Origin of the sequence: Allobosea sp. RCC_152_1, from assembly GCF_041360765.1 — a bacterium.
In the GTDB taxonomy this organism is placed as follows: domain Bacteria; phylum Pseudomonadota; class Alphaproteobacteria; order Rhizobiales; family Beijerinckiaceae; genus Allobosea; species Allobosea spartocytisi.
Genome location: NZ_JBFUPU010000002.1, coordinates 77,213 through 100,996, shown reverse-complemented (window position 1 = coordinate 100,996; position 23,784 = coordinate 77,213). Strand labels below are relative to the sequence as shown.

General features: G+C 67.4%; 23 protein-coding genes and 1 other RNA gene. 9 read left to right on the top strand and 15 right to left on the bottom strand.

Features of this window, described 5'->3' with window-relative positions; genetic code table 11:
• The first annotated feature begins 47 nt into the window (after window positions 1-47).
• Window positions 48-440, top strand: a complete 393-nt coding sequence (locus AB6806_RS06810) for a VOC family protein (RefSeq protein ID WP_142021814.1) — start codon at window positions 48-50, stop codon at window positions 438-440.
• 12 nt (window positions 441-452) lie between these two features.
• Here the strand turns inward: AB6806_RS06810 and AB6806_RS06805 are convergent, their stop codons facing one another.
• Window positions 453-1,208: an SDR family oxidoreductase gene (locus AB6806_RS06805; protein ID WP_142021815.1), complete on the bottom strand. Its 756-nt coding sequence runs from the start codon at window positions 1,206-1,208 to the stop codon at window positions 453-455.
• Window positions 1,209-1,311: 103 nt separating this feature from the next.
• Between AB6806_RS06805 and AB6806_RS06800 the strand changes: the two genes are divergently transcribed.
• Window positions 1,312-1,731, top strand: a complete 420-nt coding sequence (locus tag AB6806_RS06800) for a winged helix-turn-helix transcriptional regulator (protein WP_370954338.1) — start codon at window positions 1,312-1,314, stop codon at window positions 1,729-1,731.
• A gap of 36 nt (window positions 1,732-1,767) precedes the next feature.
• Here the strand turns inward: AB6806_RS06800 and AB6806_RS06795 are convergent, their stop codons facing one another.
• The 3 genes from AB6806_RS06795 to AB6806_RS06785 all read right to left on the bottom strand — a co-directional run bounded on the left by AB6806_RS06795 (window position 1,768) and on the right by AB6806_RS06785 (window position 5,415).
• Entirely contained in the window at window positions 1,768-2,253 is a 486-nt protein-coding gene (locus tag AB6806_RS06795; RefSeq protein ID WP_142021817.1) for a hypothetical protein, read from the bottom strand.
• A gap of 134 nt (window positions 2,254-2,387) precedes the next feature.
• On the bottom strand, window positions 2,388-2,972 hold the full coding sequence (locus AB6806_RS06790) for a TetR/AcrR family transcriptional regulator (RefSeq protein WP_142021818.1): 585 nt from the start codon (window positions 2,970-2,972) through the stop codon (window positions 2,388-2,390).
• 61 nt (window positions 2,973-3,033) lie between these two features.
• On the bottom strand, window positions 3,034-5,415 hold the full coding sequence (locus AB6806_RS06785; protein WP_370954337.1) for an ATP-dependent helicase: 2,382 nt from the start codon (window positions 5,413-5,415) through the stop codon (window positions 3,034-3,036).
• Between the two features lie 115 nt (window positions 5,416-5,530).
• Between AB6806_RS06785 and AB6806_RS06780 the strand changes: the two genes are divergently transcribed.
• Complete coding sequence (locus AB6806_RS06780; protein WP_142021820.1) at window positions 5,531-7,177, top strand: acyl-CoA dehydrogenase family protein; 1,647 nt, start codon at window positions 5,531-5,533, stop codon at window positions 7,175-7,177.
• 88 nt (window positions 7,178-7,265) lie between these two features.
• Here the strand turns inward: AB6806_RS06780 and msrB are convergent, their stop codons facing one another.
• Entirely contained in the window at window positions 7,266-7,706 is a 441-nt protein-coding gene (gene msrB, locus AB6806_RS06775; RefSeq protein ID WP_370954336.1) for a peptide-methionine (R)-S-oxide reductase MsrB, read from the bottom strand.
• A gap of 194 nt (window positions 7,707-7,900) precedes the next feature.
• Here msrB and AB6806_RS06770 point away from each other — a divergent pair, with 194 nt between their 5' ends.
• The 3 genes from AB6806_RS06770 to AB6806_RS06760 all read left to right on the top strand — a co-directional run bounded on the left by AB6806_RS06770 (window position 7,901) and on the right by AB6806_RS06760 (window position 10,783).
• Window positions 7,901-9,154: a BtaA family protein gene (locus tag AB6806_RS06770; protein WP_211200593.1), complete on the top strand. Its 1,254-nt coding sequence runs from the start codon at window positions 7,901-7,903 to the stop codon at window positions 9,152-9,154.
• A complete protein-coding gene (locus tag AB6806_RS06765) occupies window positions 9,151-9,819 on the top strand; it encodes a class I SAM-dependent methyltransferase (RefSeq protein WP_370954335.1) in 669 nt (222 codons plus the stop codon). The genes AB6806_RS06770 and AB6806_RS06765 overlap by 4 nt, the downstream gene beginning before the upstream one ends.
• 166 nt (window positions 9,820-9,985) lie before the next feature.
• The gene (locus tag AB6806_RS06760; protein ID WP_370954334.1) at window positions 9,986-10,783 is read left to right on the top strand and encodes a potassium channel family protein; all 798 of its coding nucleotides are present in this window, start codon (window positions 9,986-9,988) and stop codon (window positions 10,781-10,783) included.
• Window positions 10,784-10,799: 16 nt separating this feature from the next.
• Here AB6806_RS06760 and AB6806_RS06755 read toward each other — a convergent pair whose 3' ends face one another.
• Window positions 10,800-11,357, bottom strand: coding sequence for a thioesterase family protein (locus AB6806_RS06755; protein WP_038360011.1), 558 nt, complete (start codon window positions 11,355-11,357; stop codon window positions 10,800-10,802).
• Window positions 11,358-11,568: 211 nt separating this feature from the next.
• Here AB6806_RS06755 and AB6806_RS06750 point away from each other — a divergent pair, with 211 nt between their 5' ends.
• Together AB6806_RS06750 and AB6806_RS06745 are read left to right on the top strand one after the other, a co-directional pair.
• Window positions 11,569-13,008 carry an FAD-binding oxidoreductase gene (locus tag AB6806_RS06750; protein ID WP_142021822.1) on the top strand — a complete coding sequence of 480 codons (1,440 nt, stop codon included), beginning with the start codon at window positions 11,569-11,571 and terminating at the stop codon, window positions 13,006-13,008.
• Window positions 13,009-13,159: 151 nt separating this feature from the next.
• Window positions 13,160-16,747, top strand: a complete 3,588-nt coding sequence (locus AB6806_RS06745) for an AsmA family protein (protein ID WP_370954333.1) — start codon at window positions 13,160-13,162, stop codon at window positions 16,745-16,747.
• A gap of 71 nt (window positions 16,748-16,818) precedes the next feature.
• Here AB6806_RS06745 and AB6806_RS06740 read toward each other — a convergent pair whose 3' ends face one another.
• The 7 genes from AB6806_RS06740 to AB6806_RS06710 all read right to left on the bottom strand — a co-directional run bounded on the left by AB6806_RS06740 (window position 16,819) and on the right by AB6806_RS06710 (window position 20,479).
• Window positions 16,819-17,046: a ribbon-helix-helix domain-containing protein gene (locus AB6806_RS06740; RefSeq protein ID WP_113252460.1), complete on the bottom strand. Its 228-nt coding sequence runs from the start codon at window positions 17,044-17,046 to the stop codon at window positions 16,819-16,821.
• A complete protein-coding gene (locus tag AB6806_RS06735) occupies window positions 17,043-17,240 on the bottom strand; it encodes a DUF4169 family protein (protein ID WP_113252459.1) in 198 nt (65 codons plus the stop codon). The genes AB6806_RS06740 and AB6806_RS06735 overlap by 4 nt, the downstream gene beginning before the upstream one ends.
• A 14-nt stretch (window positions 17,241-17,254) precedes the next feature.
• A complete protein-coding gene (gene fumC / locus AB6806_RS06730; RefSeq protein ID WP_112763994.1) occupies window positions 17,255-18,649 on the bottom strand; it encodes a class II fumarate hydratase in 1,395 nt (464 codons plus the stop codon).
• A gap of 24 nt (window positions 18,650-18,673) precedes the next feature.
• Window positions 18,674-19,279 (bottom strand): SspB family protein, encoded by a 606-nt coding sequence (locus AB6806_RS06725; RefSeq protein WP_113252458.1) that lies wholly within the window; start codon window positions 19,277-19,279, stop codon window positions 18,674-18,676.
• Between the two features lie 56 nt (window positions 19,280-19,335).
• Window positions 19,336-19,713, bottom strand: a transfer-messenger RNA (tmRNA) gene (gene ssrA, locus AB6806_RS06720).
• Between the two features lie 57 nt (window positions 19,714-19,770).
• Window positions 19,771-20,061: a hypothetical protein gene (locus AB6806_RS06715; RefSeq protein WP_370954332.1), complete on the bottom strand. Its 291-nt coding sequence runs from the start codon at window positions 20,059-20,061 to the stop codon at window positions 19,771-19,773.
• A 109-nt stretch (window positions 20,062-20,170) separates the two neighbouring features.
• Complete coding sequence (locus AB6806_RS06710; RefSeq protein WP_191123971.1) at window positions 20,171-20,479, bottom strand: PepSY domain-containing protein; 309 nt, start codon at window positions 20,477-20,479, stop codon at window positions 20,171-20,173.
• A 383-nt stretch (window positions 20,480-20,862) separates the two neighbouring features.
• Here AB6806_RS06710 and AB6806_RS06705 point away from each other — a divergent pair, with 383 nt between their 5' ends.
• Window positions 20,863-21,765, top strand: a complete 903-nt coding sequence (locus AB6806_RS06705) for a thymidylate synthase (protein ID WP_113252455.1) — start codon at window positions 20,863-20,865, stop codon at window positions 21,763-21,765.
• 10 nt (window positions 21,766-21,775) lie between these two features.
• Here the strand turns inward: AB6806_RS06705 and AB6806_RS06700 are convergent, their stop codons facing one another.
• Window positions 21,776-23,197, bottom strand: coding sequence for a TRAP transporter large permease subunit (locus AB6806_RS06700; RefSeq protein WP_142021829.1), 1,422 nt, complete (start codon window positions 23,195-23,197; stop codon window positions 21,776-21,778).
• A complete protein-coding gene (locus tag AB6806_RS06695) occupies window positions 23,194-23,784 on the bottom strand; it encodes a TRAP transporter small permease subunit (RefSeq protein ID WP_142021830.1) in 591 nt (196 codons plus the stop codon). The genes AB6806_RS06700 and AB6806_RS06695 overlap by 4 nt, the downstream gene beginning before the upstream one ends.

The following is a 23,784-nucleotide window of genomic DNA, read 5'->3' as shown; positions in this document are numbered from 1 at the left end:
CATCGACGGGCTAGGCTGATGCCGAGGCAGAGCGGGGGGAACAGCCGATGTTTTCGCATATCTGTGTCGGAACCAACGACTTCCGCCGGGCGGAGGCCTTCTACACGGCCGTGTTCGACGTGCTGGGGCATCCGCTGCGCTTCCGCGATCCCGATCATGCGGCCGCGGCCTGGCAATCCAAGGGAGCCGAGCGCCCGCTGTTTTTCCTGACCCGGCCGTTCGACGGTTCGCCAGCCGTTCCCGGCAACGGGCCGATGACGGCGCTTCTGGCCGCGAGCCGGGCCGAGGTCGATCGCTGCCACGCGGTGGCCCTCGCCTCCGGCGGCACCTGCGAGGGGCCGCCGGGGCTGAGAGCGCATTATCACCCCGATTATTATGGCGCCTATGTCCGCGACCCTGACGGCAACAAGCTCTGCGTCTGCTGCCATCGTGCGGAATAGGCTGCCTGCCGGTCAGCCGTGCTGTGCGTTCAGCCCGGCGAAGACCTGTCCGAAACTGCCGGTCGCCTCGGCATAACGCAGAGGCTTGCAGCGTTCGACGATGACTTCGCCAGCCGCCGGCTGCGTTTCGAGGATCGTCATCACTTCGCTGGTGAAATCGGCCAGCGGCATGGCGGCGGGATCGACCGCCTGCTGTGCGCCCATCAGTTCGGTCTGCACATAGGGAGGGGCGATCTCGATGACCTCGACCGAGGTGTGCTTGAGCTGCTCGCGCAGGCCGGTCGACCATGAATGGATCGCCGCCTTGGTCGCGCTATAGGTCGGGGTCACTGCCAGCGGCACGAAGGCGAGGCCGGAAGAGACGGTCAGAACCGTGGCGCGCGGCTGCTTCAGGAGATGCGGCAGCAGCGCCGTCGTGAGGCGGATCGGGCCAAGCAGATTGGTCGCAATCGTCTCCTCGGCGATGGCGAGATTGTCGGCGGCCGGGACGTTCTCGGGCTTCATGATGCCGGCATTGTTGAGGACGGCATTGAGCTTGGGAAATCGCTCGACGACTTGCCGGGCGAAGGCCTCGATATCGGCCTTGTCCTGGATGTCGAGCAGCATCGAGGCCATGCCGGGATTGGCGGCGGTGACCTCGTCGAGCACGCCTTCGCGACGCCCGGCAATGATGATCTGATTGCCCCTGGCGTGAAGGGCCTCGCCCAGCGCGCGGCCGATGCCCGAGCCGCCGCCGGTGATCAGGATGGTGTTTCCGGAGATGTTCATCGCAAAGCCCTCTGAATGGTTGCGCATCACGAGGTGGCATCGGTACTCTTCAAAAGAAAGAAGGCGCCAGAAAGTGCCATACGCACCAAAAGGAGAGTGTGGGATGCAGGCGATCCGAAGCGCCATGGGCGCGATGCACGCCAGGAGCAGCGCGCTGCCGCCGGTGAGCCCGGCGGTGGAGTCGCTGGTGCGCCAGGTGATCGCGCAGGTGGCGGACAAATGGACCATGCTGGTGCTGGAGGCGCTCGAGGAGCACGGCACGCTGCGCTTCACCGAGATCGGCCGCATGGTCGGCGGCATCAGCCAGAAGATGTTGACCAAGACGCTGCGCGAGATGGAGCGGGACGGGCTCGTCATCCGCACCGTCCATCCGGTGATCCCGCCCCATGTCGATTACACGCTGACCGAGCTGGGGCTGGAGCTCAGCGCCGCCTTCTGCAGCGTCTGGGTCTGGGCCGAGACGTATTATGCCGAGGTTTCGGCAGCGCGGAAGGCTTTTCGCGAGCGGGAGGGCGGGGCGTAAGGCCCTCGCCTCGGCGCTGCCGGATCGCTGGGGACTTCACGCGGCGGTCTTGCCTTGCCTGCGCAGGGAGATGATCTGGACGGTCAATCCGATAACGAGTGCGGCGAGAATGCCGCCCTGCGCGCCGAGAAGGAGCGGGGATTTCAGGTCGGTGACGAATGGGTGGCCGACCGGGACGCGACGCAGGATTTCGGTCACGGTCGGCAGCATGAGCAGGAAGGCCGTCAGGCTGAGAGCGATTGTTTCGACGTATGTCGCGACCCGTCCGGAGATCGGTAAGCGGCCGACGCTATAGCCAACGATGAGCAGCAGGAGCGTGATCGAACCGACGCCGTAACTGACGGCTTCATGCGCGACGAGGAAGACCGTCGCTGCGCCGATCAGCATCGCGACAAAATATACGGTGCCTGCCTTTGAGCGCGGCACGATCCGGCCATGGACCGCGAACATGTAAGCCGCCGCCGGAATGGCCGGCAGGCTGCCCAGCGTATGCACCCAGCCGAGAGATGAAATGCCGAACATGGAGTGCCCTTTTCATGGGGAGGTGAGGTTGCTCGTGCGTCAGAACGCGATGGCGACGGGGAATGGAAAGTCATGTCTATCTACTAATCGGTAGGCCTAAGCGCGCGGCCTTGCGCCGCCCGGGGCGGTTGGCTTCAGTGTCGTGCTGTGAGGCGCTCCAACAGCGGGTGTGTGATGACGCCGAATATTTTGGGGTCACCATAGGCGCGGGCCGAGAGCATCGCGCCGTGCACGCTGGCCATGAAGGCTTCCGCCTCGGCCTTGCTCGTGCCTGCGAAACGCAGGCTGCCCTGCTTGGCACCGCGGTCGAGAACCGAGGTCAACCAGGCGGACAGAGCCCGGAAATGGGCGCGCACCTCGACGACGATCTCCTGCGGAAGCACCGGGATCTGGCTCGCGAGGAGCGCGCAGAGGCAGAATGGAGCGCTCGCATCGGCGATGCAGGCCTCCCAATAGCCCGTATAGGCGCGCAATTGCTGGGCTGGGTCAGGGAGTTGGCGTTCGAGAGCGGCAATCCCAGCCTCCGCCTCTTCCCGGTATCGTGCGACGAGCGTGCGGACGAGGTCGGATTTGCTGGGGAAGTGGTGGTGAATGCTCGCATTGCGAATGCCGACCACCTTCGCGATGTCGGCATAGCTGAACCCGTTATATCCGCCCTCGATCAGCAGGGAGCGGGCACAACGCAGGATTTCGTCGGATGTCGTTCCCGAAGCGGCCATGCGGCTTTCTACCTACTAGTAAGTAGATCGTCAAGGCGGCGTCGCTCCCGGCGGGGAGAAATCACCCCGCCTTCTGCACGAAGGAATCCAGCACCATCTTCCGGCCCGCCTTGTCGAAATCGACCGTCAGCTTGTTGCCGTCGACGCTGGCGACGGAGCCGGGGCCGAACTTGACGTGGAAGACGCGGGCGCCCTCGCCATAGGCGGATTCGCCGGATGATTTCGCCGTCAGCTCGCCCTCGATCAGCAGTGGACCGCGCTGGCGCGACGAGCCGCCGAAGCCGCCCGAGCCAAAGCCGCGACCGCTTTCCGAGAAGCCGCTGCCGCCGCCGCTGTTCTTCGCTCGGTTCTCTTGCGCGCGCTGCCAGCCCGGCGTGTTGTAGCTGGAGCCAAAGCTTTCCATCCGGTCGAAACGCGAGGCGCCGTAGCCGCCCTGCGAATAGCTGGTCGGGGCCTGCTCGACCTCGACATGCTCCTCCGGCAATTCGTCGATGAAGCGCGAGGGCAAGCTGGTCTGCCAGAGGCCGTGGATGCGGCGGTTCGAGGCGAAATAGAGCTTCAGCTTCTTGCGGGCGCGGGTGAGGCCGACATGGGCGAGGCGGCGCTCTTCTTCCAGCCCGGCGCGGCCGCTCTCGTCGAGCGCGCGCTGGTTCGGGAACAGCCCTTCCTCCCAGCCGGGCAGGAAGACCGTGTCGAATTCCAGTCCCTTGGCGGCATGCAGCGTCATGATCGAGACGCGCGCCTCGGCCTCGCCGTCTCCGACGTCCATGACCAGCGAGACGTGTTCGAGGAAGGCCGGCAGGTCGGGGAATTCGTCGAGCGAGCGCACGAGTTCCTTGAGGTTTTCCAGCCGCCCGGCGGCGTCGGCCGAGCGGTCCTTCTTCCACATCTCGGTATAGCCGGATTCCTCCAGAACCAGCTCGGCGAGCTCGCCCTGCGGCATATGCTCGGCGCGGGCGGACCAGCGGCCGAAGGCATCGACCAGCTCGCGCAGCGCCGTGCGGGCCTTGGGCTTCAACTCGTCGCTCTCGACCGCGGCGCGGGCCGATTGCATCAGCGAGAAGCCGGTGGCGCGGGCATGGTTGTGCAGAAGCTGGACGGTGGCATCGCCCAGGCCGCGCTTGGGCACGTTGACGATGCGCTCGAAGGCGAGATCGTCGGTCGGCGACACCACGCAGCGCAGATAGGCGAGCGCATCGCGGATTTCGGCACGCTCGTAGAAGCGTGGGCCGCCGATGACGCGATAAGGCACGCCGGCTTGGACGAAGCGCTCCTCGATCTCGCGCATCTGGGCGGAGATGCGCACGAGCACCGCGACCTCGGCGAGATTGTATTTCTTGGCCTGCATCGCCTCGATCTCGTCGGAGATCAGGCGGGCTTCCTCCTGGCTGTCCCAGGCGCCGGTGATGGTGACCTTCTCGCCGAGTGCATCCTCGGTACGCAAGGTCTTGCCGAGGCGGCCTTCGTTGCGGGCGATCAGCTTGGAGGCGGTGGCGAGGATATGGCCGGTCGAGCGGTAGTTGCGCTCCAGCCGGATCACGGTCGCGCCCGGAAAATCGTGCTCGAAGCGCAGGATGTTGTCGACCTCGGCGCCGCGCCAGCCATAGATCGACTGGTCGTCGTCGCCGACGCAGCAGATGTTGCGACGCCCTTGGGCGAGAAGCCTCAGCCAGAGATACTGCGCCGTGTTGGTGTCCTGGTACTCGTCGACCAGAATGTAGCGGAAGCGGTCGTGATAGGTCTGGAGCACGTCCGGATAGTCGCGGAACAGAGTCAGGCAGTGCAGCAGGAGGTCGCCGAAATCGACGGCGTTCAGCGCCTTCAGCCGCTCCTGATAGGCGGCGTAGAGCTTGCCGCCCTTGCCGTTGGCGAAGACGGCGGCCTCGCCTGCGGGAACGTCCTTGGGGGAGAGGCCGCGGTTCTTCCAGCTGTCGATGAAGCCCGCCAGCATCCGGCCGGGCCAGCGTTTCTCGTCGATGCCCTCGGCCTGGATCACCTGCTTCATCAGGCGGATCTGGTCGTCGGTGTCGAGGATGGTGAAGTCGCTGCGCAGGTCGAGCAGTTCGGCATGGCGGCGCAGCAGCTTGGCCGAGATCGAATGGAAGGTGCCGAGCCAGGGCATGCCCTCGGCGACCGGGCCGACGAGATGGGCGACGCGCTCCTTCATCTCGCGCGCCGCCTTGTTGGTGAAGGTCACGGCGAGGATCTGGGACGGATACGCGCGGCTGGTCGAGATCAGATGGCCGATGCGGGTGGTCAGCACGCGCGTCTTGCCGGTGCCGGCGCCGGCGAGCACGAGCACCGGGCCTTCCGTCGCCTCGACCGCCTGGCGCTGCTCCGGGTTCAGCCCCGCGAGATAGCCGGCCGCCGGCTGCGCGGCCGCGCGCGCGGCCAGCCCGCCGGGGCGGGGCAGGGGAGCGGAAAAGGCGTCGGTCTCGGACAAGGGTCTAAGCTGCTCGTGCGTGATTCGTTCTCCAGCGAATATAGGGCGTCGATGTCAGGATTGCGCCCTGCCGGAGCGATCATTTTATATCCTGTTCCACAGGGAGGTGGCAGCAATGGCGCATCGGGATGGAGAAGAGCGCTGGGAAATCACCAATCAGGTGCCCGTGCTTGCCGACTACGATGCCTTCGTGGCCGATCCGGTTCTGCCCGGCATCGTCTCGGCCTTCGGGGCCGATTGGGCGCGCGAGCGGCTGCACGAAGCGGGGCGGACCGTGGGCTCGGCGCGGGTGCAGGAGCTGGCTTATCTCGCCAATCGCTACTCCCCGGAACTCCGGGCCTTCGACCGCTTCGGCAATCGCCTCGACGAGATCGCCTTCCACCCGGCCTGGCACGAATTGATGGGGCTCGCCATCGGGCAGGAGGCCCATGCGCTCGCCTGGAACCGGCCGGAGCCTGGCGCGCAGGTGGCTCGCGCCGCCTTGCAGTATCTCTGGTACGGCGCCGAGAGCGGCATCTGCTGCCCGATCAGCATGACCTATGCCGCGGTGCCGGTGCTGAAGCAGGACGCAGCGTTGTGGGAGCAATGGGGAGGCCTCGTCACCTCCAATCGCTATGATCCACGGCAGGGACCGGCGCATCTGAAGACGGGCGCGACTGTCGGCACGGCGATGACGGAGACGCAAAGCGGCTCGGATCTGCGGCAGACGCAGACGCATGCGGAGGATAATCGCGACGGAACGTTCTCGCTGCATGGCCGGAAGTGGTTCTTCTCGGTGCCGCATTCCGACGTGTTCCTGACGTTGGCGCGCACGGGCGAGGGTATCTCCTGCTTCGTCGTCCCGGGCTGGCTGCCGGACGGATCGCGCAACGGCGTCGCGATCCAGCGCTTGAAGGACAAGGTCGGCAACCGCTCCAACGCTTCTTCCGAGGTCGAGTTCAGGGGCGCGATCGGCCATCTCATCGGCGAGCCGGGTCGGGGCATCCGCACGGGCCTGTCGATGAACCACAATTCGCGGCTCGACATCGCGGCGGCGTCGTCCGGATTGATGCGGATGGCGGTCTCGCTGGCGGCGCATCACGCGCAGCATCGCCGCGCCTTCCAGAAGGCGTTGATCGACCAGCCGATCATGCAGAACGTGCTCGCCGACATTGCCATCGAGGCGGAAGCCGCGGCCTGGCTCGCCTTCCGGCTGTTCGCGGCGCTCGACCGGCAAGATGAGTCCCCGAGCGAGCGCCTGCTGGCGCGGGTCGGGGCGCCGATCGCGAAATACTGGATCACGCGGCGCGCGCCGGCCGTCGTCACCGAGGCGCTGGAATGCCATGGCGGCAACGGCTTCATCGAGGAGAATCCGATGGCGCGGCTCTACAGGGAGGCGCCGCTCAACGCGATCTGGGAGGGCTCGGGCAATGTCATCTGCCTGGACGTGCTGCGTTCGCTGGCGCGCGAGGAGGGCGCTGTCGATGTATTGCGGGCGGAGCTGATGGCGGCTGCGGGCGCGGACCGGGGCTACGATGCGGCTTTAAAACGGCTGGAAGGCGAGTTGCCGGAGATGATGCGCAATGAGGGGCAGGCGCGGCGATTGACCGAGAAGCTGGCGTTGATGCTGCAGGGCTCGTTGCTGTTGCGTTTCGCGCCGGCCGCGGTGGCGGATGCCTTCATCGCGACGCGGCTGGATGGTGGCTGGTCGGGACAGTTCGGCGATCTGCCGCCGGGCGTCGACGCTGCGGCGCTGGCGCGGCGGGCGGTACCGGCTGCTTGAAACGTCATGCCGGGCTTGACCCGGGCATCTCTTCATCGCTTTTCCGTCACGAGATGCTCGGGTCGAGCCCGGGCATGACGCGAATGCCTCAAGCTGCTTCCGGCTCGAACGTCATCGCCTCGCCATTGATGCAGTAGCGCAGTCCGGTCGGGGGCGGGCCGTCCGGAAAGACGTGGCCGAGATGGCCGCCGCAATTGGCGCAATGGACCTCGACCCGATGCATGCCGTGGCTGTGATCCTCGCTGGCGCCCACCGCACCTTCCAGCGGTTGGTCGAAGCTCGGCCAGCCGGTGCCGCTCTCAAACTTCTTGCCCGATTTGAACAGCTTCTGGCCGCAGCCGGCGCAGGAGAAGGTGCCGGCGCGCTTCTCGTAGTTGAGCGCGCAGGAACCCGCCCGCTCGGTGCCGTGGCCGCGCAGGATGCGATACTGCTCGGGTGTCAGGCGCGCGCGCCATTCGGCGTCCGTGAGCTGGAAGGGGAAGGTTTCGGCCTGCTTCTTCTCGGCGCCGAACATGCTCGTCAGACCCATGATGATCTCCTTCTCGGCGGATGGCTCGCGATGCCATCGGCTCGGTCCGGCCCAATATGGCTTTTCGGCCGCCGATTTTCAGCCCCCTCGGCGCTGGACCCTGCTTCACGATAGCGGCAGCGCGGGCCCCGTCACCGGACCGTCATGCGACTCCTCTAGTCGGCTCGCCACCTTGAAAGGGGAGGCGGGAACCAGTGACGCAATCGGCACGGACGGTTCGGCGGACGACAACGCTGGGCCTCAGCACAGCGGTCCAGCGCAGCAAACGGCTCTCCAAGGCGGGCCTGCTGGAATGGATGTTCACCCGCGCCTTCTCGGGGCTCGTCTATCCGCAGATATGGGAAGACCCTGTCGTCGACATGGCGGCGCTTGCGCTCAAGGCGGACGACCATGTCGTCGCGATCGCGTCCGGCTCCTGCAACGTCCTGTCCTATCTGACCGCGGCGCCGATCCGCGTCAGCGCGGTCGATCTCAACGGTGCCCATATCGCGCTGGGGCGGCTGAAGCTCGCGGCGCTGGGGCGCATGACGGATTACTCGACCTTCCGCCGCTTCTTCGGCGCGGCCGACCGCCGCGAGAATGTCGCCTTCTACGATGGCGAGATCGCGCCGCATCTCGACGCTGTCTCGCGCGGCTACTGGGAGGGGCGCGGCCTCGGCGGGCGCCGCCGGATCAACCTCTTCGCCAACGGCTTCTACCGCTACGGGCTGCTCGGCCGCTTCATCGGCACCGGCCATCTGCTGGCGCGATTGCTCGGCGGCAATCCCCGCGCGATGTTGGCCGCGCGCGATCTCGCTGAGCAGCGGCAGCTTTACGACCGGCATCTCGCGCCGATGTTCGAGCGCAGGCTGGTGCGCTGGCTGGTGCGCCAGCCGGCCTCGCTCTACGGCCTCGGCATTCCGCCGGCCCAGTACAAGGCGCTCGCGGCCGATGGCGAGGACGGCATCCTCGGCGCGCTGCGGCTCAGGCTCGAGCGCCTCGCCTGCGGTTTCGACCTGAAGGACAATTATTTCGCGCAGCAGGCCTTCGGACGCCGCTACGGCGAAGGGGCGGATGCGGTGCTGCCACCCTATCTCCAGCCGCAGAATTTCGAGACCGTGAAGGCCCGGGCCGGTGCGGTCGGCTATCGCCAGAGCGCGATCACGGCCTTCCTGGAAGACCAGCCGGCGAAGAGCTGCGACGCCTATGTGCTGCTCGATGCGCAGGACTGGATGAACGATGCCGACCTCACGGCGCTGTGGTCGCAGATCACGCGCACGGCCAAGCCGGGCGCAAGGGTGATCTTCCGGACCGCGGCCGATGAGCGATTGCTGCCGGGCCGCGTGCCGGCCGCGATCCTCGATCAATGGCGCTATGACGAGGCCCGCAGCCGCGATCTCTGCCGCCAGGACCGCTCCGCGATCTATGGCGGCTTCCATCTCTACACCCTGCCGGGGCAGGCGGCGTGAGCGCTGCCGGGGCGACGGGCTCGGCCGCGGGGCTGATGGACCGGATCTACCGGCATCAACGTCATATCTACGACGCCAGCCGCAAATTCTACCTGCTTGGCCGCGACCAGCTGATCGAGGGGCTCGCGCCCCCGGCCGGCGCGTCGATCCTGGAGATCGGCTGCGGCACCGGGCGCAACCTGATCAAGATCGCCCGGCGCTATCCAGACTGTGAGTGCTATGGGCTCGACGTCTCCGCCGAGATGCTGGCGACGGCCCGGGCTTCCGTCGCGCGCGCCGGGCTCACCGGCCGGATCAGGCTGGCGCAGGCCGACGCGACCGATTTCGACCCGCAGGCGCTGTTCGGGCGGCCGGGCTTCGACCGCATCGTCATTTCCTATGCGTTGTCGATGATCCCGCCCTGGCAGCCGGTGGTGGCGGAGGCGCTGCGGCGGCTCGCTCCGGGCGGTTCGCTGCATGTCGTCGATTTCGGCGACCAGGCCGGTTTGCCGAGCGCGTTCAAGAACGTGCTGTCGCGCTGGCTCGCGCTGTTCCATGTCGCGCCGCGGGAGGACCTGCCGGCGGTGATGCGCGAGCTGGCGCAAGCGGCCGGGGCCGATTGCCGGGTGAGCGCGCCCTATCGCGGCTATGCGGTGCATGCGGTTGCGGAGATGCCGCGCGGCTAGGGCATTTCGCGTCTGGCCGGACCTGCGTCATTGGGAGGAGCGAAGCGACGAAGCGATCCAGGGGCTGGGCCGAGCCGTTCCACCCAATCCCCCGGGATTGCTGCGCTGCGCGCGCAATGACGAGGGTTCTTGGCGGCTGGCTTCGCGACCCGCTATCGTCCCTGGAATGGAAAGCGCCGATCCCCGACGGCCCGAGAGCCGGTTCGATACATTCCGAGACCGGCTGCGCCAGCTCTATCACGGCCGCTCGCCGACCGCGCTGCGCTTCCGGCTTGCGGTGACGATCGTCGATCTCCTGATCATCGCTTTCTTTATCGCGACGCCGGTCCTGCGGGACGCCTCGACGTTCCTCTGGATCGACTATTCGGTCGCCGTCATCGTGGCTCTGGAAATCGCCGCGCGGTTCCTGGCGTCCTCGAACATGCTGCGGCTCCTGCGCCAGCCGGCGGTCATTCTCGACCTGTTCATTCTGGTGACGCTGCTGGCACCCCAGTGGCTGGAGAATTTCGGCTTTCTGCGCATCCTGCGGCTGTGGTCGCTTTCACAGAAGGGGGTCATCTGGGCGCAATTGCGCAGGACTCCCTACCGCGACTGGGAGAACGTCGCCCGCGCGCTGATCAACATCCTGACCTTTCTCTTCGTGGTCACGGGCTTCGTCTTCACCTTCTTCTTCCGCGAAGCCGGCGGCCTGGCGGGCTATGTCGATGCGCTCTACTTTACCGTCGCGACGGTGACGACCACTGGCTTCGGCGACATCACCTTGCCGGGCACCGCAGGCAAGTTGACCTCGATCATCGTGATGATCGTCGGGATTTCCCTGTTCGTGAAGCTGGCGCAGGCGCTGGTGAGGCCCAACAAGGTGACCTTCCCATGCCCTAAATGCGCGCTGCAACGGCATGAGCTGGACGCGGTCTACTGCAAGGCCTGCGGTCACAAGCTCAAGATTCCCGACGACAGTGACTGAGCGCTGCCCGCGCCGTTCAATGCCGGGTTTCGGTCTCGGGCTCGGCCTGATCCTCGACCTGGATCGCACGCTTTTCCGGCATGCCGATGATGCGGCCGATCGTGGCCGGCAGCGGCATCATGCTGTGAGCCGCCTTCATCAGGGCGAGATTGGCGAGGATGTCGGGCGGGAAGGGCGTCACCCGGCGATGGACCATGTCGACATGCAGCGACATGTTCTCGCTGGTGGCGGCGAGCCAGCCTTCATTGGCGTGGCGCATCTCGAGATAGTAATGCAGCCGCTTGTCGTCGAAGGCGATGAGCTGGGCCGTGACGCGGACGAAATCGCCCTCGGTCAACTCGCGCTTGTAGAGGACGTGGCATTCGGCCGTGAAGGTCGAGGCATGGCGCGTCTCGACATAGTCGCGGGTCAGGCCCACGAGCGAGAAAACCTCGTCCACCGCCCGGTCGAACAGCACATGGTAATAGGCCATGTTGAGATGGCCGTTATAGTCGATCCATTGCGGCTCGACGCGCATGGCCGACGAGACGAAGGGTGCGAAGAACAGCGCCGGGGCGCGCGTCTCGTTTTTCATCCGCGCCTCCCTGTCCAGCGCTTCGTTCAAGGCATGGCAGCGTAATTTGTACTGCCCATCCGGCGGTTGCGTGTTCTACTGTGCATCGGCCCTGCCCGGTGCCAGGAGTCTGGCGCGGGCAGAAAACGACCACACCGGAACGATCTCGTAATCGTAACCGGTGGCGAAACCGATCTGTTCCAACTCTAAGCGCCAAAACCGGATGTTGACAATGAGCCTGCCCGCCGCGTCGCTTCCCGAAACCTTCAGCGCCGCCGCCGTGCTGCCTCCCTCGCGGGAAGCCGTCGAGACCGTGACGCGGGCGCTCGCCGCGCGCTTCGGCAACCGGTTGGTGACCAGTCTCGCGGTGCGCCAGCAGCACGGCCATACGCTGACCTGGATTCCGAACCAGGCGCCGGACGCGGTGGTGTTTCCGCAGAGCACGGAAGAGGTTTCGGAGATCGTGAGGCTCTGCGCCGCGCATGGCGTGCCGGTCATCGCCTTCGGTACCGGCACTTCGCTGGAAGGCCATGTCAACGCGCCCTTCGGCGGCGTCTGCATCGACATGTCGCAGATGAAGCGGATCGTCGCCGTCCATGCGGAGGATCTCGACGTGGTGGTCGAGGCGGGCGTCACCCGCAAGGAGCTCAACGAGCATCTGCGCGACCAAGGCCTGATGTTCCCGATCGATCCCGGCGCCGACGCCTCCATCGGCGGCATGGCGGCGACGCGCGCCTCCGGCACCAATGCGGTGCGCTACGGCACGATGAAGGACAATGTGCTGGCGCTGAAGGCGGTGATGGCTGACGGCTCGATCGTCCAGAGCTCGACGCGGGCCCGCAAGACCTCGGCCGGCTACGACCTCACCCGGCTCCTCGTCGGCTCGGAAGGCACGCTCGGCATCATCACCGAGGTCACGCTGAAGCTGCACGGCATCCCGGAGGCGATCGCGGCGGGCGTCTGCCCGTTCCCGTCGGTGAAGGCGGCCTGCGATGCGACGATTCTGACCATCCAGACCGGCCTGCCGGTCGCGCGCATCGAATTGCTCGACGATGTGATGATCCGCGGCGTCAACCTGCACGCCAAGCTCGGCCTGCCGGAGACGACGATGCTCTTCGTCGAGTTCCATGGCACGGAAGCAGGCGTTGCCGAGCAGTCTGAGCGCTTCGGCGAGATCGCGGCGGAATATGGCGGCGGTCCCTTCGAGTGGGCGACCAAGGCCGAGGACCGCTCCAAGCTCTGGCAGGCGCGCCATGATGCCTATTGGGCGGCGAAGGCGCTTCGGCCCGGCTTCGACTCGGTTGCGACCGATGTCTGCGTGCCGATCTCGCGACTGGCCGAATGCGTCGAGGAGACCAAGCGGGACATCGAGGAATCCGGGCTGATCGCGCCGATCGCCGGCCATGTCGGCGACGGCAATTTCCACACGCAGCCGCTGGTCGATCTCAACGACAAGGCCGAGGTCGAGCGGGTGCAAGCCTTCATCGATCGGCTGGTGAAGCGTGCGCTGACGATGGGCGGGACCTGCACGGGCGAGCACGGTGTCGGCCAGAAGAAGATCAAGTATCTCGAGCAGGAGCATGGGCCGGAGGCGGTCGCGGTGATGCGCACGATCAAGCGTGCGCTCGACCCGCAGAACATCCTCAATCCCGGCAAAATCGTCGTTCTGTGACATCGCCGCCGCTTGCGCCGCCCGCGGGCTTCGCCGAAATGTCGTGATCTCGCCGCGACTTGCCGTCATTCTGCTGACAGCTTGATCGTGCATGGCGGCGCCGGTTCGGCCGGCACCGCCCGCTGGTTGCGAAAGGGGCAGAAAGCGGACGTTGCGTGAAACTCTGACAGTTCTCGCCGCCTTGCTGGTGCTGGCGCTGCTGGCGGCCCTGGTCGGCCCCGGCTTCGTCGACTGGCGCGCCTATCGCTCGCAGGTCGAGGCAAGGCTGAGCGAGGCGCTCGGCGTCGAGACGCGTGTCGGGGGCGATATCCGCCTGCGCCTCTTGCCCTCGCCGCGGATCACGCTGGGAGATCTGCGGATCGGCGCGCCGGGCGAGGCGAGTTCGGCGACGGTCGAGAACGCCACTGTCGAGCTCGCTCTGGCCTCGCTGGCGCGGGGCGAGTTCCATTTCTCGGAAGCGCGCTTCGACGGCGCCATATTGTCCCTGTCGCTCGATCCGAACGGCGCGATCCGCCTGCCGGAGCGCAGCGGCGCCGGCTTGCCGGCACAGGCCAGCCTCGAACGATTGACGATCAGCCGCTCGGCGGTGATCTGGCGCGATCCGGGCAAGGCGCCGGTGACGATCGCTCCCGTGGCCGCCGAGGTTTCGGCGGTGAGCCTCGCCGGGCCCTGGCGTTTCGAGGGCGAGGTGGCGGGCAACTCGCTGCGCATCACCACCGGCGAGATGGATGAGGGCGGCCGGCTTCGGGCCAAGGCGTTCCTCACCGGCGACAATCTGCAGTTCAATTTCGACGGGGCGCTGCTCTTTCCACGCCAAGGCGGCGGCAGCGTCGGAGCCGAGGCGGACGGGCTGTTCAACCTGTCGCCCGGCGGGGCGGTCGCGCTGTCCGGCCGGCTGCGTGGCGGCAGCCGCCAGCTCGACCTCGCCGGGCTGACGCTGGACCTTGCCGGCGGCGCGGCGCGGCTGGAAGGCGAGGGGCAATATCTCCCGCCCGGCGGTACGGGCTCGCTCGCGCTCAGGGCCCGGCGGCTCGATGCCGATGCGCTGGCGACGGCGCTTGCCGAGCGCAAGGGCTTCATGCAGGCGCTGCAGGGCCTGCCGGGCAGCCTCGACATCAGCCTCGACCTCGACCAGATGATCTGGCGCGGCGAGGATTTCTCGGCTCTCGCTCTACGCGGGAAGTTGCACGATCAGGGCCTCTCCGACGCCACCGCCTCGCTGCGCGTCGCGGGCGCGCTGGTCGGCGCCAGCGGCAGCGCGAGCGAAACGGAGGTTTCCGCGCGGCTCACGGTCAAGGCCGATGATGCGCGCCGCGTCGCGCTGGTGCTGTCGCGCAACGGCCTCGATCCCGCACTGGCCGAGTTCGTTGCCCGGCTCGGGCGGATCGACGCCGACGCCGCCGGGAGCTGGAGCGCCTCCGGCCTCGCCTTCCAGCGGCTGCTGGTCGCCGGCTCGTCGGGGTTGCGCCTGGAGGCCGCCGGCGAGATCACGGATGCAAAGCTTGCCGCGAAGGCGACGGTCAACGGGCTCGACCTCAACAGCCTGCCGCCGGGGCCGAGCCTCGCCGGGCCGTTCGGAGCGCGCGATATCGCGCTCGACCTGTCTCTGGCCAATCTGCGTTTCAGAAATGCCCCTCCGGGCTCCGCTTCGCTCGATCTCAAGCGCGAGGGCGAGATCTGGCGGTTGAGCCGGCTTTCGGTGGATGGCTTCGGTGGCGTCAGCGTGGCAGGTTCCGGCGCGCTGCTCGCCGAGGGCGGGGATATTTCCGGGCGCGTGCGGGCGCCGCGCTTCGAGACATTGGCCGCGCTCGCCGGGCCGCTGCTGCCGGACAGTGTGAGCCAGGTGCTCGGTCGTGTCGGAGACGGGCTGTCGCGGCTCGACACCGGTTTTCGGCTGACGCGGGCGGCCTCCGGCGAAACCAGTCTTTCGGCCCAGGGCATGGCGAACGCCGGTAAGATCGCCATCGACGGGCGGCTCGACCGGGCCGGGACATGGCAGCGCGCGACGCTCGGCTTTGATCTCGCCGACCGGAGGCAGGCCTTTACGGCGCTCGGTTTGCCGGCGCCGATGCAGGGCGGGCCGGGCAAGCTCACGATCGATCTGAGCGGCGACCGCGCGGTCGGTTCGCTGGCGGGGCCCGGGCTTTCGGTCGTCGTCGAGGATGGCGCAGGCGGGCGGCAACTCACCGTGCAGGCGGATGGGCCCGGCCAGATCCTCGCCGAAGGGCCGGCGCGATTGCTGCCGGACGGCGTGCTCGACGCTCATGCCCGGCTGGCGATGACAGGCGAGGCCGTCAAGCTCGACGACATCGCCGCGAATCTGGGAGGCGCCTCCGCCACGGGTTCGCTCACGCTGCCGCGCGAGGGGCGGTATAGCGGGCGCTTCGCCGTGCCCGGAGCCGATCTGCGCGGACTGATCGGCGCGGCGCTGGGTCAGGTCGCTCCGACAGCGGGCTCGCTCTGGTCGACGGCGCGCTTCGGGCGCGTGGCGGAACTGCCGGAGATGGAACTCTCGGTCGAGGCCGGCACGCTGACGCTGCTCGACGGGGTCGTCCTGCAAAAGGCCCGCTTCATGCTGAAAGCCGATCAGGACGGACTCAGGGTCGAGGACATTGCGGGAGGCTATGGCGGCGGGCAGCTCTCCGGGCGGCTCGGGCTGCGGCGCGACGGCGGTCTCGGCCAGCTTAACGGCCGGATCAATCTGGCCGGCGTCGATCTCGCGGGGCTGACGAAAGGGGCGGTCTCCGGCAAGGCCTCGGGGCTGTTCGAACTCGGCGGCTCGGGCGAGACGCCGGCGCGGCTCATCGCGGGCCTGAGCGGCGCGGGCAGCCTGTCGCTTGCCGGCACGCGCCTCGCACGCTTCGATCCCAAAGCCTATGAACGCATCATCGCGGCGACCGGCGAGGACGCTTCCGAGAGTGATGCCTCGCGCCTGCGCGACCGTCTGGCCGAGGCGCTCGACCGCGACGCCTGGACGCTGGGCGATGTGACGCTGCCCTTTACGCTCGCCGGCGGCCTTGTCCGGCTCCAACCCTTCGGTTTCGAGCGCAACGGGATGAAGGCCGAGGCGAGCGGCACCGTCGACCTCAGGGGGCTCACCGCCGATCTCAGGCTCGGTCTGAAGCCCGTCGGGCCGCTGCCGAAAGGCTGGCCGGGCGATGTGCCGCAGATCGGGATCGCCTGGCGCGGGCCGCTCTCCGACCTCAAGCGAGAGAGCGACGTCAGCGCGCTCTCGAACACGGTGGCGGCGCGGGCGCTGGCACGCGAGATCGAACGGGTCGAGGCCTTCGAGGCGGATGCGCGCGAGCGGTCGATGCAGATGCGCCGCCTGCGGGCCGAACGCGAGATGCGCGAGAACGAGCGGCAGCTCAATCTCTTCCTGAAGGCGCAGGAGGAGGCGCGCATCGCGGAGGAGAAGCGTCAGGAAGAGGCGCGGCGGGCGGAGGAACAGCGCCGGCAAGCCGAGGAGCAACGCCGACAGATCGAGCAGGCGAAGGCCGAGCAGGAGTCGCGGCGCCGTGCCGAGGCCGAGGACCGCGCCAGGGCCGCCGCCGAGCGGGCGGCGGCGCAACCGGCCCCGGCGCCGCAGCAGCCTGGACCGCTGTTGCTGCCGAGCGCGCCGCGCGCCAGCTCTCCGGAGGGCACCGTGCAGACGCCGCCCGGGCAGGGGGCTCCGGCGCTTCCGCCGCCCTTCCAGATTGCGCCCGTGCCACCGCCGCGCAGCGTGCCGTTGAATTGAGAAACCGATTCAGCCGCTTCGCGCGCTGATTCCAGGTTCTTCATCAAGTCTTTGAAATGGCTCGCAATCGCTCAGATGGAGCTTCCGGCCAGTCGGCGAAAATGCGCGAGGGCATGGAGGCGCAGGGCTGCCGAGAGATTGATGTCGCCGCGTGCGGTGTCGATCTCGGCGATCAGGGCGGCGAGGCTGCGCCCTTCGCCCGCTGCGATCTCTTTCAGCGCATTCCAGAATTCATCCTCGAGTGAGACGCTGGTGCGGTGGCCGGCGATGCTGAGCGAGCGCTTGCGCTCGGGATTCATGCCGGCTCCGGCTCGTCGTCACGCGAGAGGCGGTGACCTTCGACATGGCGCCTCGCCTTCTCGCGCTCGGCCTCGCTCAGGCTGCGCTCGGCCTTGCTGCGGCCGAAGCCGATGCGGTTCTGCTCGGCCGTCTTTTCCGCATCCTCGCGCGCCTTCTGCTTGCGGAAGCGACGGAGGTTGACGATCTCGGCCATGGCGAAGCCTCCGTTCACGCGGGCTGCAGCATCTTCTCGGGCTTGACCGTCTTGTCGAACAGGTCCGCGGCGACGCCCGCCTTCAGCGCTTCCTCGCGCAGCGTCGTGCCGTTGTGATGGGCCGCCTTGGCGATGCCGGCCGCCTTGTCGTAGCCGATCGCCGGAGCCAGCGCCGTCACCAGCATCAGCGAGCGCGCGAGCAATTCCTTGAGCTGGCCCTCATTGGCCTCGATGCCCTCGACGCAGTTGACGCGGAAGCTCTCGGCCGCGTCGGCCAGGAGCCGCACGGATTGCAGAAACGCGGCGGCGATCACCGGCTTGAAGACGTTGAGCTCGAAATGGCCCTGGCTCGCGGCGAAGCCGATCGTCGCCTGGTTGCCGTGGACCTGGGTCGCGACCATGGTCAGCGCCTCGGCCTGGGTCGGGTTGACCTTGCCGGGCATGATCGAGGATCCCGGCTCGTTCTCCGGCAGGCTGATCTCGCCGAGGCCCGAGCGCGGGCCGGAGCCCATCAGGCGGATGTCGTTGGCGATCTTGAACAGGTCGGAGGCCAGCGCCGCCAGCGCGCCATGGGCGGCGGCGAGCGCGCCATGGCTGGCGAGCGCCTCGAACTTGTTGTCGGCGCTGCGGAAGGGCAGGCCGGTCAGCGCCGCGGCTTCCTTGGCGAAGAGCGCGGCGAAATCGGGATGGGTGTTGAGGCCGGTACCGACGGCTGTGCCGCCCTGCGCCAGTGCGTAGAGCCCGCCGAGGGCGGCCTCGATACGGCCGATGCCGAGATGGAGCTGCATCGCATAGCCGGAGAATTCCTGGCCGAGCGTGACGGGGGTGGCATCCTGCAGATGGGTGCGGCCGATCTTGACCAGGTTCTTGAAGGCTTCGGCCTTGGCGTCCAGCGCCTTTTCGAGGCCGCGCAGGGCGGGCAGCAGCCTGCGCGTGATCTCCAGCGCCGCGGCGATGTGCATCGCGGTCGGGAAGGCGTCGTTGGAGGACTGGCCGCGATTGACGTGGTCGTTGGGATGCACCGGGCTCTTGGCGCCGAGGCCGGCGCCGAGCAATTCGTTGGCGCGGTTCGCCAGAACCTCGTTGGCGTTCATGTTCGACTGGGTGCCGGAGCCGGTCTGCCAGATCACCAGCGGGAAATGCCCGTCGAACTTGCCGGCGAGCGCCTCGTCGGCGGCCTGGCCGATCGCGCCGGCGACGCGCTGGTCGAGCAGGCCGAGCCGGGCGTTGACATGCGCCGCCGTCTTTTTCACCAGGACCAAGGCATGCACCAGCGGCAGCGGCATGCGCTCGCTCTCGCCGCCGATCCTGAAATTCTCGAGCGAGCGCTGAGTCTGCGCGCCCCAGTAGCGATCCGCCGGCACGGCGATGGGGCCGAAGGAATCGGTTTCGGTGCGCGTCTCGGTCATGGGATCAGTCCGTCAGCTCGGTCGTCAGGTCTTCTTCCGGAAGGAATCCAGGCTGACGACTTCGGCGGTGCCGCGATTGTCGTCCTCGCCTTCGCTCGCCGCAGTCGCCGCGTCGGCCTTGTCGTCGCTGTCCTTGGTTCCGCCCTTGGCGGTTTCCGTTTCGGCCGCCTTGGATTTGAGGACGGGGACGCCGGCCGGCACGAGCTTGGCCGGCAGCGGGGCCGGCGCATCGGCCGTTTCGGCCTCGGCCGGCGGAGCGGCCTCCTCGGGCGTGTCCTGCGTCTCGAATTTCAGGCCGAACTGGACGGAAGGATCGAAGAAAGTCGTCACCGCGTCGAAGGGCACGAGCAGCCGCTCCGGCACGCCAGAAAAGGACAGGCCGACCTCGAAGGAATGGTCGCTGGCGCTCAGATCCCAGAACTGGTGCTGGAGGACGATGGTCATCTCCTCGGGATGCTTCTCCCGCAGGCGCTGCGACAGGCGCACGCCCGGAGCCCCCGTGCGGAAGGTGATGTAGAAATGATGCTCGCCCGGCAACCCGTCGCGCGCAGCCTCCGACAGGATCTTGCGGACGACGCCCTTGAGCGCCTCCTGAACCATCAGATCGTAACGAAGGACATCCTTGGACATTGCGTCGACGTTTCCGCTTCACTCCCCGGCGGGAACAGCCGGCAGGCCAAAATGAAAGTGGAGGCTTCTGTTGCCAGGCGCCTCCGAGCCCCGCCTTACGCGGCTAAACGCAAGGGCTTTGGTTTGGGAACCAGCACCGCATTACGCGGCGACAGCAACCCGAGCATTGTTGTCGTTGGCAACTATGCTTTTGGCCCGATAACGGCGGAACCATGCCGAGCAAAAGGAAGTCCTTTACACCCTCGTCGATCCTATTTCGCCCCCGCCAAAGCCCTGCGCGCTTGCGGCAAGGCTCCCTGTCGCCAGGGCTTTGGTGGAGGCGCCGGGTACCGCCCCCGGGTCCGAAAGGCTTATTCCGAAATCCGTTTATCGCCATAGCCGCTCTTGCGAGTGGCACCGTGAATATAGGCATAGCCGCGGCGCGGGGAAAGACCGCCGGCTCGATTTCGACAGGAAGGATCGATAAGGCCGAGCAGTGAGGCTTTCCGGCCTCAATTGAGAATTCGACCATCTCTCACATCGATGTCGAGGATCATCTCGTCGTCATCGACCGTGCGCCCCGCCAGCTCCCAGCGGTCGCTGGTCCGCGTGATCTCCTCGACATGGACGAGGCCGGCGCTCCAGGCAATCTCGCGCGCCCGGCTTTCCGAGATCGTGCTTTCAGGAATCGTCCGGCCGTTATCGAAGGCGACGATTTGGGCCGCCGCCTGCGAGCCATGACCCGGCAAGGCAACCACGCTCGTGAACAAGGCCACCGCAAGCAGGCGAGTTGCGCCACTCATCCGTATATCGAACCTCGTGAATCGGAGGCGGGATGAGTAGCGTGGATTGAGGCAAGTTTCGGACAGGAGCCTTCACGGCTGGTCGCGATCCCGTGAGTCCGTCAGATCGTCAGTTGCCGGCCTTCGCGGAGGCGGGGCGCTCCCGCTCCAGCTTCAGCACAGCGCCGTCGCTGGCCCTGAGCCTGATCTCGATCTCCGAGCCGAGACTGTCGCGGCCCTCGACCATCCAGTGGCCGTCGTCGAACTTGATCTCCTCGATGCGGGCGACGCCGTTTTCGGTGGCGATGCGGCGGGCATCCTCCATCGAGATCGTCCTGTCGGACGGTTTGGGCGGCGTTCCGGAAGGTTGGGCCATGGCCCGCGCCGAGAGCGCGAGCGTGGCCATGGCGGCCAGCGCCATCGATCGTCGTGAGAGCATGCGCATCTCTCCCTGTTCAGGCAGCCCATGAGGCAACCGGCGCCGCCGGGCATTGTTCCGGACGCGGTTTGTCACGACATGCTGCAAAGGTTGGGGAAGCTTGCCGGCGAGGCGGGGCCAGCGGCGCCGCGACCGGCTATGGTGGCCCGCTTCTCAGAGATTCGTCATGCACCCTTGTCACGACCGGCTCCAACGCGGCCCGACCCGAGGCATCCGCAAGGAATGTCGCTCCGCCATGCGCGCCATTGCCGGGCATCGGATGCGCCTCGACCCGTCGGAAGAGGCTCGGTCGGTCACGGCCGGGACGCTGCGTCCGGCGCGGCACGGCGCTCTGGAAGTATAGGGTTGCCGCGCTCGGCGTCGCGCAATCTCAGGAGGCAGGAATGAGCCGCAGGCACCCGGAACACCAATATCTCGACCTTCTTTCCGATGTGCTGGAACGGGGTGACGAGCGGCTCGACCGGACCGGCGTCGGTACGCGGTCCATTTTCGGCGCCATGGCGCGCTTCGACCTCTCGGACGGGACGGTGCCCATCCTGACGACCAAGCGCGTCTACTGGAAGACGGCGGTCAAGGAGATGCTCTGGTTTCTGACCGGACAGACCAATATCCAGCCGTTGGTCCGCGAGAATGTGCGGATCTGGACCGACTGGCCGCTCGCGACCTACCGTCGCGAAACCGGCGAGGAGATCGGCCAGGCGGAGTTCGAGAAGCGCATTGCCGAAGACGATGATTTTGCCGCGCGGTGGGGCGAGCTTGGGCCCGTCTACGGCAAGCAATGGCGCCGATGGCTGGGGGCCGATGGTCGCGAGCACGATCAGATCAAGGATCTGATCGACACCCTGCGCAGCAATCCGTCGAGCCGCCGCATGCTGTTCCATGGCTGGAATGTCGCTGAATTGGGCCAAATGGCTCTTCCGCCCTGCCATATGGTCTATCAGTACCACGTCACTTCGGATGGGCGGCTGAATTCCCTCTGTTTCCAGAGATCCGCGGATCTGCTCCTCGGCGTCGGGTTCAACTGGGTGAACTGCTGCGCGCTTCAATTGATGATCGCGCAGCAGGCGGGATTGAAGCTGGGCGATTTCGTCTGGTTCGGAGGCGATGTGCATCTCTACCTGAACCATCTCGATCAGGCTCGCGAGCAGTTGAGCCGCGATCCGCGTCCCTTCCCGAAGATGCGCCTGACGCGGCACGCCGCCAGCATCGACGATTACCGGATCGAGGATTTCGAGGTCGAGGGCTATTCACCTCACGCGGCCATCAAGGCGGACGTCGCGGTCTGATCTCGGCCAGTCAAAACTTCGGCGGCGCGATCTCCAGCAGGTCGGCGGGAGGGGTGATGTCGTGCAGGCGGCGGGCGGCGTCGGCTTCGGATGGGGCCGCGACGGCCGCCGCGGGCGGCTGGCCCAGATGCGCCAGGCGCGGCCAGCAGACGACGGCCGCCGTCACGAAGAGCTGCACGAGGATGAAGGGGGCGAGCGACGCCATGGCGGCGCGCAACGGCGCGCGCCGGCTCGCCGCCGCCCGCGTCATCGTCAGCGCATAGCCGAGCGGCGGGAGCAGGAAGCTCGTCTGCAGGACGAGCAGGGTCAGGACCGCGACCCATTGCGCATCCTCGACCCGCATCAGGATCGGCGGCAGCAGGATCGGCACCAGCACGAAGATGATCTCGAAGGCGTCGAGAACGAAGGCCGCGATGAAAATCAGGATGAGGCCGGCTCCCAAAATCCCCAGAGGACCGCCGGGCACCGCCTCCATCCAGCTGGCGACCAGCCGGTCGCTCCCGAGCACGCGGAAGACGAGCGTGAAGGTCGTCGCCGCGACCAGCAGGGCCATCAGCGCGCCGGTCATCGCCAGCGTATCGTCCAGAACCGCCTTCAGCGTCGCGCCGTCCAGTCGACGGCTGAGCAAGCCCGCGCCGAGCAGGCCGACGGCCCCCATCGCCGCCGCCTCGACCGCGTAGAAATAGCCGAGCGCGACGCCCAGCAGGAGCCCGCCGATGAATCCGACCGTCACGAGCGCCAGCAGCGCTTCCTTCAGCGTCGGGGCGGGAAGGCGCTTGCCGGGTTCCCGGCGCAGGAAGGCCAGGGCGAGGCAGGCCGCGAGAAACAGCCCCGCCGGCAGCATCGCGCCGCGGAAAACATCCTGCGTGTTGACGATGCGATCGACCCGGCCGGTGGCATTCAGGGCGATGGTGTGAGCCGTCATCATCGCATCGCCGAGCAGGATCAGGACGAGGGAAGGCGGCACGAGCACGCCGAGCGTGCTCGCCACCGTCAGCAACGCGACACTCTCGGCGGGCGTCACCTCATGCTCGGCCAATGCCGGCTCGATCGCGCGCGTCAGGGCGATCGCATTGGCGCTGACGGAACCGTTCATCGGCCCCAGGATGGCGCCGAGCGCCAGCGTCGCGCCGCGTGCGCCGCCGAAGGGGCGCAAGCCCGCGCGAAACAGGATGCGGGCGAGCGGCAGCCGGTTCAGCAGCGCGCCCATGAAGACAAAAAGCGGCAGGGCCTGCAGCAGATCCGATTCCAGCAGGCCGACGAGGCGGCTCGGCAGCGCCGCGAAGAGCGCCGCGCTGGACGGGTCGAGCACGGTCGATGCGGCAGCGCCGATCGTCGCAAGGCCGATCAGGACGCCCCAGACGGGCAACCCCGTCGCGATCGCGCCCAGCGCGACCCCGGCGAGCATGGCCAGGCCGATCCACTGGTTCACGCGCGCCTCCGCAGCAAACCGAGCAGGCCAGAGATGAAGACAAGGGCCGCCAGGAGGAAGCCCGAGGCGCGGATGAGGAAATAGCCGGGATTGCCGGTATCCGGGAAGGCCTCGAGGCCGCGAAGGCTGATCAGCAGGGCAGGCCAACCGACGATCAGCAGAAACAGCGACCAGGGCAGAAGCCCCAGCACGATGAGGCCGGCCTCCAGTGCCCGACGCAGCCTCTCCCCGTGCCGATGCGCCAGGGCATCGCTGGCCAGATGGGCGCCGGAACGGGTGGCCGCCGTCAGCGATACCGCGACGTAAAGGGCGAATACGCATTGCCCGAGATCGTTCGCCTCACGCGACCAGCCCTTGTAAAGATCGCGCAGCGGCCATTGCAGGAACAGCAGAAGCACGAGAGGCAAGGCGAGCCATCGGGCTGCCAGGCAGATCGCGCCCAGGCCCCGATCGAGCGCGTCAACGAGAGCCTGCATGGAATCGCTCCGGAACGGGCATCCATCAAACATCATTCCGCGACGCGAGTAAGCCTGCGCCGGGGCGATATCGACACCTGTCGAACCGCCCGGGCTGTCGAGGCGCTTCAA